At 63.3% G+C, this 15236-nt stretch carries 17 protein-coding genes and 1 pseudogene; 10 read left to right on the forward strand and 8 right to left on the reverse strand.

Translation table 11 applies throughout. The annotated features are described in order from the left end of the window. Nucleotides 1-295: 295 nt before the first annotated feature. Nucleotides 296-808: a DUF3617 family protein gene (locus ACQY6T_RS08635; RefSeq protein ID WP_428630346.1), complete on the reverse strand. Its 513-nt coding sequence runs from the start codon at nt 806-808 to the stop codon at nt 296-298. A gap of 88 nt (nt 809-896) precedes the next feature. Between ACQY6T_RS08635 and uvrB the strand changes: the two genes are divergently transcribed. From uvrB to ACQY6T_RS08660, 5 genes are all read left to right on the forward strand, one after another. Then, a complete protein-coding gene (gene uvrB, locus ACQY6T_RS08640) occupies nt 897-3083 on the forward strand; it encodes an excinuclease ABC subunit UvrB (protein ID WP_428630347.1) in 2187 nt (728 codons plus the stop codon). A gap of 153 nt (nt 3084-3236) precedes the next feature. After that, nucleotides 3237-3491: a type II toxin-antitoxin system HicA family toxin gene (locus ACQY6T_RS08645; protein ID WP_428630348.1), complete on the forward strand. Its 255-nt coding sequence runs from the start codon at nt 3237-3239 to the stop codon at nt 3489-3491. Then, a complete protein-coding gene (locus ACQY6T_RS08650; protein WP_428630401.1) occupies nt 3491-3712 on the forward strand; it encodes a type II toxin-antitoxin system HicB family antitoxin in 222 nt (73 codons plus the stop codon). The genes ACQY6T_RS08645 and ACQY6T_RS08650 overlap by 1 nt, the downstream gene beginning before the upstream one ends. A gap of 9 nt (nt 3713-3721) precedes the next feature. Further along, nucleotides 3722-3958: a hypothetical protein gene (locus ACQY6T_RS08655; RefSeq protein WP_428630349.1), complete on the forward strand. Its 237-nt coding sequence runs from the start codon at nt 3722-3724 to the stop codon at nt 3956-3958. Between the two features lie 114 nt (nt 3959-4072). After that, nucleotides 4073-5575, forward strand: coding sequence for a S10 family peptidase (locus ACQY6T_RS08660; protein ID WP_428630350.1), 1503 nt, complete (start codon nt 4073-4075; stop codon nt 5573-5575). 190 nt (nt 5576-5765) lie between these two features. On the opposite strand, the gene ACQY6T_RS08665 is transcribed toward ACQY6T_RS08660, so the two are convergent. Next, on the reverse strand, nt 5766-6209 hold the full coding sequence (locus ACQY6T_RS08665; protein ID WP_428630351.1) for a hypothetical protein: 444 nt from the start codon (nt 6207-6209) through the stop codon (nt 5766-5768). 136 nt (nt 6210-6345) lie between these two features. Here ACQY6T_RS08665 and ACQY6T_RS08670 point away from each other — a divergent pair, with 136 nt between their 5' ends. After that, the gene (locus ACQY6T_RS08670) at nt 6346-7044 is read left to right on the forward strand and encodes an NRDE family protein (RefSeq protein ID WP_428630352.1); all 699 of its coding nucleotides are present in this window, start codon (nt 6346-6348) and stop codon (nt 7042-7044) included. A gap of 11 nt (nt 7045-7055) precedes the next feature. Here ACQY6T_RS08670 and infC read toward each other — a convergent pair whose 3' ends face one another. Both infC and ACQY6T_RS08680 read right to left on the reverse strand, forming a co-directional pair. Then, entirely contained in the window at nt 7056-7577 is a 522-nt protein-coding gene (gene infC, locus ACQY6T_RS08675) for a translation initiation factor IF-3 (RefSeq protein WP_428630353.1), read from the reverse strand. 179 nt (nt 7578-7756) lie between these two features. Further along, the gene (locus ACQY6T_RS08680; RefSeq protein ID WP_428630354.1) at nt 7757-8893 is read right to left on the reverse strand and encodes a penicillin-binding protein activator; all 1137 of its coding nucleotides are present in this window, start codon (nt 8891-8893) and stop codon (nt 7757-7759) included. A gap of 61 nt (nt 8894-8954) precedes the next feature. Here ACQY6T_RS08680 and rsmI point away from each other — a divergent pair, with 61 nt between their 5' ends. The 4 genes from rsmI (at nt 8955) to ACQY6T_RS08700 (ending at nt 11878) form a co-directional block, all read left to right on the forward strand. Beyond that, nucleotides 8955-9815, forward strand: coding sequence for a 16S rRNA (cytidine(1402)-2'-O)-methyltransferase (gene rsmI, locus ACQY6T_RS08685; protein ID WP_428630355.1), 861 nt, complete (start codon nt 8955-8957; stop codon nt 9813-9815). After that, nucleotides 9812-10162 (forward strand): YraN family protein, encoded by a 351-nt coding sequence (locus ACQY6T_RS08690; protein WP_428630356.1) that lies wholly within the window; start codon nt 9812-9814, stop codon nt 10160-10162. The genes rsmI and ACQY6T_RS08690 overlap by 4 nt, the downstream gene beginning before the upstream one ends. Before the next feature lie 10 nt (nt 10163-10172). Beyond that, entirely contained in the window at nt 10173-11123 is a 951-nt protein-coding gene (gene gshB / locus ACQY6T_RS08695) for a glutathione synthase (protein ID WP_428630357.1), read from the forward strand. A 149-nt stretch (nt 11124-11272) separates the two neighbouring features. Continuing rightward, entirely contained in the window at nt 11273-11878 is a 606-nt protein-coding gene (locus tag ACQY6T_RS08700) for a DedA family protein (RefSeq protein ID WP_428630358.1), read from the forward strand. A gap of 114 nt (nt 11879-11992) precedes the next feature. Here the strand turns inward: ACQY6T_RS08700 and ACQY6T_RS08705 are convergent, their stop codons facing one another. The 4 genes and pseudogenes from ACQY6T_RS08705 to rdgB form a co-directional block, all read right to left on the reverse strand. Next, entirely contained in the window at nt 11993-12934 is a 942-nt protein-coding gene (locus tag ACQY6T_RS08705) for a tyrosine recombinase XerC (RefSeq protein WP_428630359.1), read from the reverse strand. A gap of 62 nt (nt 12935-12996) precedes the next feature. After that, nucleotides 12997-14142, reverse strand: coding sequence for a radical SAM family heme chaperone HemW (hemW, locus tag ACQY6T_RS08710; protein WP_428630360.1), 1146 nt, complete (start codon nt 14140-14142; stop codon nt 12997-12999). Nucleotides 14143-14191: 49 nt separating this feature from the next. After that, nucleotides 14192-14557, reverse strand: a complete 366-nt coding sequence (locus ACQY6T_RS08715) for a hypothetical protein (RefSeq protein ID WP_428630361.1) — start codon at nt 14555-14557, stop codon at nt 14192-14194. Nucleotides 14558-14590: 33 nt separating this feature from the next. Continuing rightward, nucleotides 14591-15218 (reverse strand): annotated as a pseudogene (gene rdgB, locus ACQY6T_RS08720) (RdgB/HAM1 family non-canonical purine NTP pyrophosphatase). Nucleotides 15219-15236: the final 18 nt, after the last annotated feature.

Genomic DNA, 15236 nt, shown 5'->3' on the forward strand with positions numbered 1-15236 from the left:
GCGTTGAGGCCGACAGCCGAAGGGTGCGAGCTGGTCCCTGGCATTCTTCAACTCCCTCCGGTCTCCGTTCAAGACTTCGCCGGGTGGACCGACAGCCCCACCTGTCGCCCGCCCGGCAAGTCGACCTTTCAAACGACGGATCTGCTTCAGACCCCGTGTCAGACGGGACCGTTGCGGCTCAGATCGCCGCCCGCCGCCGTCCCGCAGCGAAACATCGTTGCGACCATTCGCTTTGCATGGAAAAGGGCGCCAGCTTTCGCCGACGCCCCGATCGTTTTTCAGATTGCCAAATGGCTCAGGTCGTCGTCGGCGCTTTGCACGGGCCGGTGTGGGTGCTGGTCATCTGCATGACCATTTCCATGTCGCCGCCGGTCGGTACCTTGCCCTTGGTGGTGATCGTCACGTCGGATTTCTTGGCTTCCATCGTGCCGTTCATCGCCATGTCGACCGTTTGACCATTCGCGGTGCAGGTGCCCGCGATATCGATCTTGCCGCCTGCGATGTCCTTTTTCGACCATTTGCATTCGCCGCCATTGCCCGGACCCTTGGCCAGTTCGGACGCGATATCTTCCTTATCGACCTGTTCCTGGGTGAAGCACTGGTCCATGCCGCTGGCGCCTTCCATCATCTTGGCCATGCCGTCCTTCATTTCGGCCGGCATGCCGGGGACTTCGAATTTCACCAGCTTGACGTCGGTTTTCCAGTTGCCGGCCTCGCGCTTCACGGCGCCACCTGCATTTTCGCTTTTACCGCAGCCCGACACCGCTAAAAGCGTGCCGACGGCTGCAATCGTCAAAATCTTTTTCATACCCTGTCTCCTGTGACTTGCCGGTGCCTGCTCGTTGGCGGACTCATTGCGATTGTGGACCCGACCCATCGATACCATATTGGCCGCGATGGCAATCCAGATTCGCACCTCGCTCGACGAAATTGACACCGCCGAAGGCTATGTTCCGCATCGCCCGGTACGCCCCGACAAGGTTGAAGGCGGCAAACGATTTGAACTGGTTAGCGAATATGAACCGGCGGGCGATCAGCCGACCGCGATCCGCGAGCTGGTCGATACGGCGCTGACCGGCGAGCGCGATCAGGTGCTCCTGGGCGTCACCGGATCGGGCAAGACCTTCACAATGGCCAAGATGATCGAGGCGTTGCAACGCCCCGCGCTGATCTTGGCCCCGAACAAGATTCTCGCGGCGCAATTATATGGCGAGTTCAAGAGTTTTTTCCCGAACAATGCGGTCGAATATTTCGTCAGCTATTATGATTATTACCAGCCCGAAGCCTATGTGCCGCGGTCCGACACCTACATCGAAAAAGAGTCGAGCGTGAATGAGGCGATCGACCGCATGCGCCATTCGGCGACGCGCGCGCTGCTCGAACGCGACGACGTGATCATCGTCGCGTCGGTGTCATGCCTTTACGGTATCGGTTCGGTCGAGACCTATTCGGCGATGATCTTCGATTTGAAGAAGGGCCAGGTCGCCGACAATCGCGAGATCATCCGCAAGCTCGTCGCGCTCCAGTACAAGCGCAACGATCAGGCGTTCGCGCGCGGCAATTTCCGGGTGCGCGGCGACAATCTGGAGATTTTCCCCTCCCATTATGAAGATATGGCGTGGCGGATCAGCTTTTTCGGCGACGAGATCGAGGAAATCACCGAGTTCGACCCGCTGACCGGCAAAAAGATCGCGACGCTCAACCATGTCCGCATCTATGCCAACTCGCACTATGTTACCCCCGGCCCGACGCTCAAGCAGGCCAGCGAGGCGATCAAGCACGAGCTATCCGAACGACTCAAGGAGCTAGAAATTGAAGGCCGGTTGCTCGAAGCCCAGCGGCTCGAACAGCGCACCAATTTCGACCTCGAGATGATCGCCGCGACGGGCAGCTGCGCCGGGATCGAGAATTACAGCCGCTTCCTCACCGGCCGCCTGCCGGGCGAGCCACCGCCGACCCTGTTCGAATATCTGCCCGACAATGCGCTGCTCTTCGTCGACGAAAGCCATCAGACCATCCCGCAGATCGGCGCAATGTCAAAGGGCGATCACCGCCGCAAGATCACGCTCGCCGAATATGGCTTCCGCCTGCCCAGCTGCATCGATAACCGGCCGCTGCGCTTTGCCGAATGGGACATGATGCGCCCGCAGACGGTCAGCGTCTCGGCCACCCCCGGCACCTGGGAGATGGACCGCACGCAGGGTGTGTTCGCCGAACAGGTGATCCGCCCCACCGGGCTGATCGATCCGCCGGTCGAGATCAAGCCGGTCGAGGAACAGGTCGACGACCTGATCGTCGAGGCGAAAAAGACTGCGGCGGCGGGGTATCGCACCTTGGTGACGACACTGACCAAGCGCATGGCCGAGGATCTGACCGAATTCCTCCACGAAGCGGGGATGAAGGTCCGCTATATGCATAGCGACATCGAGACGCTGGAGCGTATCGAGATCATCCGCGACCTGCGGCTCGGGGTGTTCGACGTGCTCATCGGGATCAACCTGCTGCGCGAGGGGCTCGATATTCCCGAATGTGGGCTGGTCGCGATCCTCGACGCCGACAAGGAGGGGTTCCTGCGCAGCGAAACCAGCCTGGTCCAGACGATCGGCCGCGCCGCGCGCAACGTCGACGGCCGCGTCATCCTCTACGCCGACCGCATCACCGGCAGCATGGAACGCGCGATGCGCGAAACCGACCGCCGCCGCGAAAAGCAGAATGCCTATAATATCGAGCACGGCATCACCCCGACGACGATCAAGCGCAACATCGGCGACATCATCGCACATGTCGCGTCGAAGGATCAGGTGACGATCGACATCGGCGAGGACAAGCCGGTGCATATGGTCGGGCATAATTTGCGCGCGTACATCCAGGATCTGGAGAAACGGATGCGCGATGCGGCAGCGGATCTGGAGTTCGAAGAAGCCGGACGGCTCCGCGACGAGATCCGCAAGCTGGAGGCGGACGAGTTGGGCCTGCCCGCGGGCGAACAAGTAGCACCGCGTGTGGGGCGCTCGAACGAGGGCAAGCCGGGAACGCGCAAAGGGCGGTACGGGAAGCAGAGCAAGACGAAGTGGGGGCGATAGCCGGCGTCTAAAATCTCACGATTTCTTTGAAAAACGCCAACAGGCGGGCGCCATAGGTCAAGATTTTTGTTTCAGTATTTTTACACCCTGCCTCGTTGCCGAGATCGAATAACACGTTATTTGGTTACCGATTTTCTTTGAAAGGATCGGTTGGTGGTAAAGCCCGCGAGACTATTCACGCTGCTTCTAGAAAACTCGAACCGCGACGTGCCGTTTCGCGATTTCTTGGCTTTGATCGCGGCGCTCGGATTCGTCCACTCGCGGACCAAGGGCAGCCATCAAATCTTTGTGCACGCAAAATGCCCGAAACTTCTGGTCGTCCAGCCGAGAGGCAAGGATGCAAAGCGCTACCAAGTTCGCGAATTGCTTGATATGGTCGAGGAATATGGCTTAGCCTTGGACGAATGATGCTGCACCGCTACCACATCAATGTTTTCTGGTATCCCGACGATAGTTGCTGGATCGCGGACGTCCCCGATCTGAAGCCGTGCTCGGCGCATGGCGACACGCCATCCGAAGCAATCGCCGAAGCCGAAATTGCCATTGAGCTTTGGCTGGAGACGGCCCAGGAAAATGGCTTGCCGATCCCGCCTCCCCGATATCGCCCGGCGATTTACGCAGCCGCCTGAGGTCGTGCCATGTCTCGCTCGCGCAAAAAGACCCCGATCGGCGGGATAACATCGGCAGAATCGAACGCGCAGTGGAAAGCTGCGGCGGCGCGCGCATTGCGACACGGCGTCAAACAGAAGCTGGTCAAAGAATTGGACACGCACGATTTCCCGGGAAAGCGGTGGGATCTGGTCAATCCTTGGAGTTCCGACAAGGATGGCAAGGGCTGGTTCGGCGACCGACATCCGAAATTGATGCGCAAGTAGCGCGAAGGCCGCCCGCTCCTCCCTTCGACGAAACCCCGCCTGTTACCGACAAGTAGCCTTGCCGCCTCGCCACGCGCTGCATAGGGTTCGCGCGCAGTCGGGGAGAAAATACTTATGAAATCGGGTCTTTCGCTTATCGCGCTGGCGCTGGCCGCCGCCGCGCCTTCGGTCCTCTACGCGCAGGATGCCGACGACAAGGCGAAAGCCGAAAAGCCCGCTGATTATGAACCGCAGGTCCGCACCACCAAACTCAGCGGCACCTTCGGCGGCCAGCGGATCAATTATGCCGCGACGATCGGGGAGACGATCATCAAGAACAAGGACGGCGTCCCCGAAGTCGCCGTCGTCACCACCTCTTACGTCAAGGAGCCGCGCGACCCCAGCCGGCCGATCACCTTCCTGTTCAACGGCGGTCCGGGATCGGGCACCGTTTGGTTGATGATGGGCGCGTTCGGGCCGAAGCGCGTTGCGATCCCCGGCACCGGCGTCGACGATGGCGCCCCGCCCTATCCGATCGTCGACAATCCCGATGCGTTGATGGACGTCACCGATGTCGTGTTCATCGACCCGCCGGGCACCGGCTTCTCGCACCTGATCGGCAAGGCCGACCCCAAGGATTATTACGGGGTGACGCAGGACGCCAAACTGGTCGCCGAGGTGATCCGCCGCTGGCTGAACGACAACGGCCGCTGGAACAGCCCCAAGTTCCTCGGCGGCGAAAGCTATGGCACGACGCGCTCGGCGGCGGTCGCGAACCAGCTGATGAACGAGACGTACAACGACGTCGCGCTGAACGGCATCATCCTGATCTCGACCGTGCTCGATTTCGCGGCGGGCGCCGATACCCCGGGCAACGAGCTGTCGCCGATCACCAACCTGCCCTCGATGGCGGCGACCGCGCTCTATCATGGCAAGGCGACGGCGCCGTCGGTCGAGGCGTTCGTGGAAGAGGCGCGACAATGGGCGATCGGCCCCTATGCCACCGCGCTGCTCAAGGGTCAGAAGTTGCAGGGCGAGGAACGCGCCGCGATCCGCCGCGATCTCGCGCGCTTCACCGGCCTGTCCGAAACCTATCTCGACAGCGCTGACCTGCGCGTCACGCCGCAACGCTTTTACAAAGAGCTGCTCCGTGACCGCGGTCTGACCGTCGGCCGCCTCGACAGTCGCTATACCGGCAAGGATTATGACAACGCGGGTGAAGGTCCTGACAACGACCCCAGCTTTTACGGCATCGACGCGAGCTATACCGCGGCAATCAACAGCTGGAGCCGTGATGGGCTGGGGTTCAAGACCGACCGCGAATATCAGTCGATCGGCAGCATCGGCGGTCAGTGGGACTGGCGGATCGGCGGCCGCGACAGCAATTCTTATCTCAACGTCGCGCCTTATATCGGGCAGGCGCTGCGCGAAAATTCGGGGCTGAAGGTGCTGGTAGCGCAGGGCTATTATGATTTCGCGACGCCGTTCTTCGCCGCCGAATATGCGCTTTCACGCACCGGCATCCCGCAGGACCGCATCCAGTATCAATATTATGGCGCGGGCCATATGATGTATATCCGCGACGAGGATCGCCACAAATTATCGGCGGACATTCGCGCGTTTATTCGGGCGCGGTAAGGCCGGACCGGGTTTCGGCTAACGACCGGTTGCGGACATTATATCCTCCCCGTGGCGCAGCCATGGGGAGGGGGACCGTTAGCGAAGCGAAGGGTGGAGGGGCCGCGACGGCCGTGTCATTGCCCCTCCGTCAGCGCTTCGCGCTGCCCCTCCCATCGCTCCGCGACAGGGAGGACCGGCTCAGTCCATGTCAGCGCAGCACGCCTTGCGCCTTCATCGCGCGCGCATAGAAGAACAGCGCGATGGCGACGATCCAGATAAAGCCCAGGAACATCAGGATGCTATCGCCGAACAATGCCTTATACTCGGCGGCCTGCATGCCCACTTGATACAGGCTCATGATCGCCAGCCCGACGAGCGACACGATAAAGGCGGTCACCGCGTGCCGACTGCGGGCCAGCAACAGCAAAGACCCGGCCATCGCGCCCCATACGCCGAGCGCCCAGCCCGCGTCGGCCCAGATCGGATAGGCGTCGACCCACGCGATCTGCTCGGGCTTCAGGCCCGCGCCTTCCAGATACCAGGCCGCCTTGGTCTTGAAGCCGATGTAATCGGACACCGGAATGCAGTGCCAAAAGAACGATGCGATGCCGACCACCCACAGATGCCACGGCGTTTTTCCAGCTTCGGTCATAATCGTCTCCCCCTCCAGAAAGATGCGGGGAGGCTATCATGCTTTGCGGACGCCAGCAATGCGGTGATGTAGTTGCACAATACAGTGTGGTTGTGAAAGGCTTGGCAAGCGGCGATCGACGGGCAATAAGCGCAGCATGTGCGTCGTCGCCCTCGCTTGGCAGGTTCATGCCGACTGGCCGCTGATCCTGATCGGCAACCGCGACGAGTTTCATGCGCGGCCCGCCGCACCGCTCGCCGCATGGGACGACGGCAGCGGGATCGTCGCGGGGCGCGATTTGTTGGCGGGTGGCACTTGGCTTGGCGCGCATCCGGCGAGCGGGCGGACCGTTGTCGTGACCAATGTGCGCGGCGCATTGCCCGATCCGGCCAAGGAATCGCGCGGGTCGCTGGTGGTCGATCTACTGCGCGGTGATGGACGCTTCGCCGACCCGGCAGAGGGTGATCTCGATAGCTTTAACGCGTTCAATTTGTTTGCGATGGGCGATGGCAGGGCGCGGCTGCTGACCAATCGCCCGCAATCCCAAATCTTGACGCTGGGCGCCGGAGTCCATGCGCTCGCCAACGAGCCGATCGACAGCCCCTGCCCGCGCGCCGAGCGCCTGCGCGCGGCACTGTCGGCGGTGGTCGATGCGCGCGCCGACCCCGAAGGCCTGCTCGACACGCTGACCGCCGAGGGCGATCCGGCGCTGTTCCTGCGCGGCGACGTCTATGGCACCCGCGCGTCAACGCTGGTCGCGGTGGCGGCGGACGGGAACGGGAAGATCATCGAGCGGCGATACGAAGCGGGCGGCCGTCCCGTTGGAACGACCGCCCTGCAATTTCGTATCGGCTAAGCCGGACGCGCTTACTTCGGCGCGATGACCATCAACATCTGGCGGCCTTCGGTGCGCGGATGCGCCTCGACCTTCGCGATTTCCGACGTCAGTTCGGCAACGCGCTGCAGCACGTTCAAGCCCAGTTGGGTGTGGCTCATTTCGCGGCCGCGGAAACGCATGGTCATCTTGACCTTGTCGCCTTCGCCGAGGAAATCGAAGACCTTCTTCATCTTCGTATCGAAATCATGATCGTCGATATTCGGACGCATCTTGATCTCTTTGATTTCCTGCGTCTTCTGGCTCTTGCGCGCCAGGTTCGCTTTTTTCTGGGCTTCGTATTTGAACTTGCCCACGTCGAGGAATTTGCACACCGGCGGATCGGCGTTAGGGGATACTTCGACCAGGTCGAGGCCCACAGAGGCCGCCTGTTCGATCGCTTCGGCGGTCAGCATCACGCCCAGATTTTCGCCTTCGTCGTCGATCACGCGGACCTTCGGAGAGGCGATGAATTCATTGTATCGCGGGCCATTCTTGGGCGGCGTGCGCTCCATCGGGCGGCGGGTCGTGGGCGGTGGTATAGCTGTATCTCCTGATCGTGGACGGGTGGCGTGCGGAATCAGCGCGATATACGCACGCCCTGCTCATATAGTGAACGCGCGCACGGCGTAAAGGCCGCGCGTGGCGTGAAGGTGACGCTTTTTGAGCGACTGTGGCGGTCAGGCCACGCCGATCACCATTTGGTTGGCGCCGGATCGACGACGCGGAAGCCCCCCGCGCCGATCTCGCTGACCTCCAGCGCGCGCTGGGCAATGCCGCGATTGTTGAAGCGGAAAATGCCGTCAATCCCGCCAAATCCGTCGGCTGCGAGCAGCTTGTTGACCGGGAAGCTGGTGCCGGGTTTCCAGTCGCGCGATATGCGGACCGTCAGCAGCACCGAGTCATAGCCCAAACTCGCGAGCCGGTATGGCGCCTTGCCGAACCGGGTACGATATTTGCCGGCGAGCTGACCATAAAGGCCGTCCGAAACGCTGGCGAACCACGACCCGCGCATCACGGCGCTGGTGCCGAGCGACGCGTCGGTGTTCCACAATTCGGTGCCGAGGATCTGGCGCTGTCCGGCGCCCTTGATCACCGGTACCGCACGGATCGCATTGCCGCCGCTGTCGGCGATCAGCACCGCGTCCATCGCGCCGGCATTGGCGATCCGCCGCGCCGCGCCGGTCAGCGCGGTCGCGCTGCGGTCATAGCTTTCGACCGCGACCAGAGTGCCGCCCGCCGCTGCGACCGCGCTGCGGAACGCCGCGACCGACCGGTCGCCATAGACATTCTTCGGCACCAGCGCGCCAAAGCGCTGATGCCCTTTGCCGCGCGCGAAGGCGACGACACGCTCGACCGACTGGCCGGGGACAAAGCCCATGATAAAAACGCCGTTGCCCGCGACACTGCTGTCGTTCGAGAAGCTGAGCACCGGCACCTTTGCGTCGCGCGCGATCGGCGCCACCGCAGCGACGTCTTCGCTGAGCAGCGGGCCGAGGATCAGGCGGTTGCCGTCGGCGACCGCCTGCCGCGCCGCCGCTGCCGCACCGAGCGCCGTGTCATACGTCGTGATGCGGACGCGTTCGGTGCGCGAATCGAGCAGCGCCAGCGTCGTGGCATTGGCGATCGCCATGCCGACGTCGGCGTTGGGGCCGGTCTGCGGCACCAACAGCGCGACGCGGTGGCGATCGGTGTCGGTGGGCAGGCCGGGGCCGACATTGTCGGTCGGGGTTTCGGGCGGCGGCGGCGCGACCGGACCAGCACTCTTGGGTACGACCTGACACGCCGCGAGCAGACCTGCCATCGCGACGACACCAAGCCCGCGCAACATTTGCCGGCGCGGCGATGCATATGTTTGGCGCTCGACAGCAGTTTCTGCCATTTTCGGCGTCATGCCAGATTCGACCATCTCAAATTCTCCCTTGCCCGGTCTCTATATCGTCGCGACCCCCATCGGCAACCTTGGCGACATCACCGCACGCGCCGGGGCGATGCTGGCGCGCGCCGACCTGATCGCGGCGGAGGATACGCGGGTGACGGCAAAGCTCTTGTCGCATCTGGGTTTGCGGGTGCAGATGACCCCCTATCACGATCATAGCGACGAACGCACCCGCGCGGCATTGGTGGCGCGGATGGCGAACGAGGTCGTCGTTCTGGTGTCGGACGCGGGAACCCCGCTGATTTCCGATCCGGGATACAAGCTGGTCCGCGACGCGCGCGCGGCGGGACGGCATGTCGCCACCCTGCCCGGCCCCTGCGCGGCCATCGCCGCGATCACCCTGTCGGGATTGCCGAGCGACCGGTTCCTGTTCGCAGGGTTCCTGCCGTCGAAAGCCAAGGCGCGCGCCGATACACTGGCCGAATTCGCGGGGCTGCGCGCGACATTGGTGTTTTACGAAAGCGGGCCGCGCCTCGCCTCGGCGCTCGCCGCGATGGCCGAGGGCTTGGGTGACCGCGAGGCGGCGGTCGCGCGTGAGATCAGCAAAATGTTCGAGGAATGCGTGACCGGCACGCTGACCGAACTTGCGGCGCGCTATGCGGACGCGCCGCCCAAGGGCGAGATCGTCGTTGTCGTCGGCCCGCCGGGCGATGCGGTGCCCGAACAGGCCGACGATGCGACGCTCGACACCGCGCTGCGTGACGCGATGGCCGACAAGCCCGTCGCACAGGCGGCAAAAGCGGTGGCCAAGCGCTTCGGACTCGACCGCCACGACATCTATGCCCGCGCCCTGACGCTGAAAGACGCTGGTTGAAACGCGCCGCCGCTGAAGCGCGCGGCCGTAAGGCCGAACGCCGCGCCGCATGGTGGCTGCGGCTGCACGGCTGGCGCATATTGGGCGAGCGGCTGCGCGTCCCCACGGGCGAAGTCGACCTTGTCGCGCGGCGCGGACGCATTGTCGCCTTTATCGAAGTGAAATGGCGCGAAAGGCCCGAAGATCTGGACCTGGCGATCGACCAATGGCGGCTGCGCCGGGTCGCGGCAGCGGCGGCGATGCTCAGCCCACGCTTCGCCGGGCCGACCGACGATATACGGATCGACGTGATGCTCCTTGCGCCCGGGCGCCCGCCACGCCATCTGGTCCACGTCTGGCAACCCTGAGGAATATCGAATGACCCTGCGCGCCGCGGTACAAATGGACCCGATGGATGGCATCAACATCGAGGGCGACAGCAGTTTCCACCTGATGCTGACGGCGCAAACGCGTGGTTACACCCTTTATCACTATGATGTCCGCGGGCTGACGTGGGAGGCCGGGCGGCTGACGACCAAGGCCTATCCCGTAATCGACGTAAAGCGCGAAGCCGGGGCGCACTACAGCTTCGGGGACGAGGTGACGCTCGACCTTGGCCGCGACGTTGATGTCGTGCTGATGCGGCAAGATCCGCCGTTCGATCTCGGCTACCTCACCGGCACCTGGCTGCTTGAACGCATCAAGGGCGAAACGCTGGTAGTCAACGATCCCGCTGCGGTCCGCGATGCGCCCGAAAAAATATTCGTGCTCGATTTCCCGGAATATATGCCGCCGACGATGGTTACCCGCGATCTCGACGCGGTGAAGGATTTTCAGGCGCGCCACGGCGCCGTCGTCATCAAGCCGCTGCACGGCAATGGCGGCAAGGCGGTATTCAAGATCGACGCCGATGGCGGCAATCTGGGGGCGCTGGTCGAGATGTTCGGCCAGGTGTGGCCCGAACCCTTCATGGTCCAGCAGTTCCTGCCGAGCGTTTCGCAGGGCGACAAGCGCATCGTGCTGGTTGACGGCGAGGTCGCGGGCGCGATCAACCGCAAACCCGGCGAGGGCGAATTCCGTTCGAACCTAGCGGTCGGGGGCTATGCCGAAGCCGCGACGCTGACCCCGCGCGAACAGGAAATCTGCGCCGTGCTCGGCCCGCAGCTACGCGAACGTGGCTTGGTGTTCGTCGGCATCGACGTGATCGGCGGCGAATGGCTGACCGAAATCAACGTCACCTCGCCCACCGGCATCGTCGCGATCGACCGGTTCAACAACAGCGATACCGCAGGCATGATCTGGGACGCGATCGTCCGGCGGATCGGTTGAACGATGCGATCTCGCCATTGCGAGGAGCGTAGCGACGAAGCAATCTGCAGCCGTCGGGGTTTCGCTAATCGCGATGGCTTGAGATTGCTTCGCTTCGCTCGCAATGACGGCATGGGATCGGCTGACCAGTCCGGCGCGTTACCCCTGCCATGACCGATTTCATCCTGAACCTGATTCAGAGCTGGGGCTATATGGGGATATTCATCCTCATGTTCCTCGAGAATGTGTTCCCGCCGATCCCGTCGGAAGTGATCATGGGGCTCGGCGGCATCGCTGTGGCCAAGGGCCATTTCGATTTCTGGACGCTGATCACGGTCGCCGTCGCGGGGACAACCGCGGGCAACTGGGTGTGGTACGGCATCGGGCGCTGGATCGGTTACGAGCGGCTGAAACCTTTTATTGACCGCCACGGTCGCTGGCTGACCCTCGACTGGGCCGAGGTTGAGCGGCTCCATAGCTTTTTCCTGAAATATGGCCCCGGTATCGTCTTCGTCGCGCGATTCCTGCCCGTCGCGCGGACGATGGTGTCATTGCCCGCCGGGATGGTGAAGATGCATCAGGCGAAATTCCTGCTCTGGACCGCAGCCGGATCGACGATCTGGATCGCCGCGCTCGCGGGGGCCGGGCATTGGTTCGGGGGTAATTTCGCCAATCTCGACGCGTTCGTCGGCCCCGTCGCCCTCATCGCGATCGGCTCGCTGGTGCTGATCTATCTTTATCGGGTGGTTACCTGGAAGCCGAAGCAGGCCGAATAACAAAAATCGTCATTGCGAGGATCCGTAGGCGACGCGGCAATATCCAGCTATCGCTCCCAGCGCGAGGTCGATAGCTGGAGATTGCTTCGCTTCGCTCGCAATGACGACGGCGGGTTAACCCGCCCGCGGATGCGCGCTGCGATAGATGTCGAGCAGATGCGCGGCATCGACGGCGGTATAGATCTGCGTCGAGGCGAGGCTCGCGTGGCCGAGCAATTCCTGCAAACTCCGCAAGTCGGCTCCTCCCGCCAGCAAATGCGTCGCGAAACTGTGGCGCAAAGCGTGCGGCGTCGTCCGCTCCGATAGCCCCAGCGCGCGCCGCGCCGAACGCACGCTGGCGCGGATCACGCCGGGCGCCAGCGGGCCGCCGCGTGCGCCCAAGAACAGCGATTGATCCTTGGCGATCGGATAAGGGCAAGCCGCCACATAGCGCGCCACCGCGCTGGCGACCGCCGGCAGGATCGGCACGACCCGCGTCTTGTTCCTTTTGCCGGTCACGCGCAGCGTCTCGCCCAGCGGCAGCGCAGCGCCGGTCAGCCCCAGCGCCTCACCAATGCGCAGCCCTGCGCCATAGAGCAGCAACAATAGCGCAAAATCGCGCGCCCCGGTCCAGCCCTGCCGCGCGTTATCCTCGACATCTTGCGCCAATGCCAACGCCTCGGCGGGCGCAACGGGGCGCGGCAGGCCTTTCTTGACCCGCGGGCCGCGCATGGGCGGCACGCTCGCGCCCGATCCGCCAACGAAGCGCAGGAATCCGCGCAAGGCGGAAAGCTCGCGCGCCGCCGATGCATTGCCGAGCCCCTCGGCGCGGCGGTCGGCCAAATAGGCGCGCAAGTCATTGGGGGTCAGCGAAACAAGAAGCTTGGCATCGACCGCGCCACCGCGGTGCTTGGACAGAAAGGCGCAGAACCGCTCGGCGGTCGCGATATAGGCGCGGCGGGTGTGTTCCGACCGGCGCTTTTCATGCGCCAGATGGGCATCCCAATCGTGGATCAACTGCTGCGGCAAACCGTTTTCCCAAATTCCGTTCGCATCGAGCGAAGTCGAGATGCCCATCGGAGTCACGCAACGCCGAGGGGTGTCTCGACTTCGCTCGACACGAACGGGTCTGGTGGGGTTTAGCTGGTCTGCACCACCTCGGAAAGGATGCTGTCGAGCAGCAATATGCCGCCGTCGGTGACAGCCAGTCGGTCGCCGTCCTGCGCCATCAGCCCCTGATCGACCAACCGCACCACCGCCCGCACATCGACGAAAGCCTCACGCGCCAGCCCGCTACGCGTCTCGATGCGCGACAGGTCGATCCCTTCGGTCAGCCGCAGCCCCATCAGCATCGCCTCGGTCGCGCGCTCGTGCGCCGACAGATCGGCTTCGACCTTCAGCCCATGCCCGTTGCGCGCCACCGCCGCGATGAAATTCTCGGGCTTTTTGTGCCGCTCGGTCGCCTGTCCTAACCGCCGTCCATGCGCACCGGGTCCGACCCCGGCATAATCGGCGTAGCGCCAGTAAGAGAGATTGTGGCGGCTCTCCTGCCCGACGCGGGCATGGTTCGACACCTCGTAACGCGGCAAGCCCGCGGCGCTTGCCATCGCTTGCGTCGTGTCGAACAGGTCGGCCGCCGCATCGCCGTCGGGAATGGTGAGGTCGCCCTTGGCGGCGAGCGTCGCAAAGCGCGTGCCGGGCTCGATGGTGAGCTGGTAGAGCGACAGATGACCGGTGCCAAACGCCAGCGCGCCCGCCAACTCGCTTTCCCACGCCGCCATCGTCTGGCCGGGGCGCGCATAGATCAGGTCGAAACTGACCCGCGCGAAATGCTCCTGCGCCGTCGCAATCGCGCGCCGCGCCTCGTCTTCGCTGTGCGCGCGGCCAAGAAATTCAAGCACTTCGGAATCGAAGCTCTGAACGCCAATCGACACGCGATTGACCCCGGCGGCCGCGAGGTCGGCGAAATTGGCGACCTCGACCGAGTTGGGGTTCGCTTCCAGCGTGATCTCGACATCGTCAGTCAGCCCCCATTCGACCTCCGCCGCCGCGATCACCGCCGCGACGGTGGCGGGGGGCATCAGGCTGGGCGTGCCACCGCCAAAGAAGATTGAGCCGACGGTGCGATCCGGCAGCAACGCCGCCTCATGCCGCAGATCTGCCAGCAGCGCATCGCGCCACACCGCCTGATCGACGCTCTCGCGGACATGGCTGTTGAAGTCGCAATAAGGGCATTTCGACACGCAAAACGGCCAATGGACATAAAGGGCAAGCGGTTCGGCCATGCGGGGCGATATAGGGATTGTTTTGGGCTCTGTCTTCCAGCGTTGAATGTTATGACCCGTTGCATCTAACACTCAGAAAACGCTCCGATGCGATTTCATAGCGAACAGTAATTTGGTCACAAAGGCCGTCGGAAATCCAGGGGAGGTCTGCCTCTTTGGCCATCCAGCGCCGTTTGCCAGCAGCCATTTCCCGATCCATTGTAACCGTTTCACGAGGCGTCAGCGGAAGCAGAAATACCGCGACGACTTGGCCCTCCGCACCATGGCTGTAGTAGCGAGCATACTCGTCAATGGCTCGCGCAGTTGCGGGAAGGCGCACCTCACGATCGATCGCGTCCATCAGGCGCTCTTCTCGCGAAATGGGCGTGGTACACGACGACAACGCCCCGCAAAAAAACAAGAGGATCCATTTCATAGCGCATCCGCTCTTCACGTTTCGTCGTCCGATCTAAAACACCCCCGCCACCAGCTTCGCAAACGCATCGGCTCGGTGACTAGTCGCATGTTTTTCCGCCGGATCGATTTCGGCATAAGTCAGTGACTTACCGACTGGAATGAATACCGGATCATAACCAAAACCCAGCATCCCGCGCGGCGGCCCAGGTCAGGCTGCCTTGCGCGCGGCCCTCGAACACTTCGGCATGGCCGTCGGGCCAAGCGAGCGCGAGGGTGCAGACGAAGCAGGCGCTGCGGTCGACGTCCGGTCCTTGCTCGGCGAGCAGGCCTTCGACCTTGCCCATCGCCATATACCAGTCGCGGCCGGGTTCGCCCTCGAACCATTGCCGTTCGGCCCAGTCGGCGGTGTAAACGCCGGGGCGGCCGCCAAGCGCGGTGACTTCCAGCCCACTGTCGTCGGCGAGCGCGGGCAGACCCGATGCCGACGCGCTCGCATTCGCTTTCAGCAGCGCATTGTCGCGGAACGTCGTTCCCGTTTCTTCGGGCTCGGGCAGACCGAGGTCGCCCGCCGACACCGGTTCGATGCCATAGGGTTCGAGCAGCGCCCGAATCTCGCGCACCTTGCCCGCGTTGTGGCTGGCGATGACGAGCCTGCCGGGGGTGAGTTTTCTATGCGACATCCAACGACCCTATCTGCC

This window comes from Sphingopyxis sp. (genome assembly GCF_965279725.1).
In the GTDB taxonomy this organism is placed as follows: Bacteria; Pseudomonadota; Alphaproteobacteria; order Sphingomonadales; family Sphingomonadaceae; genus Sphingopyxis.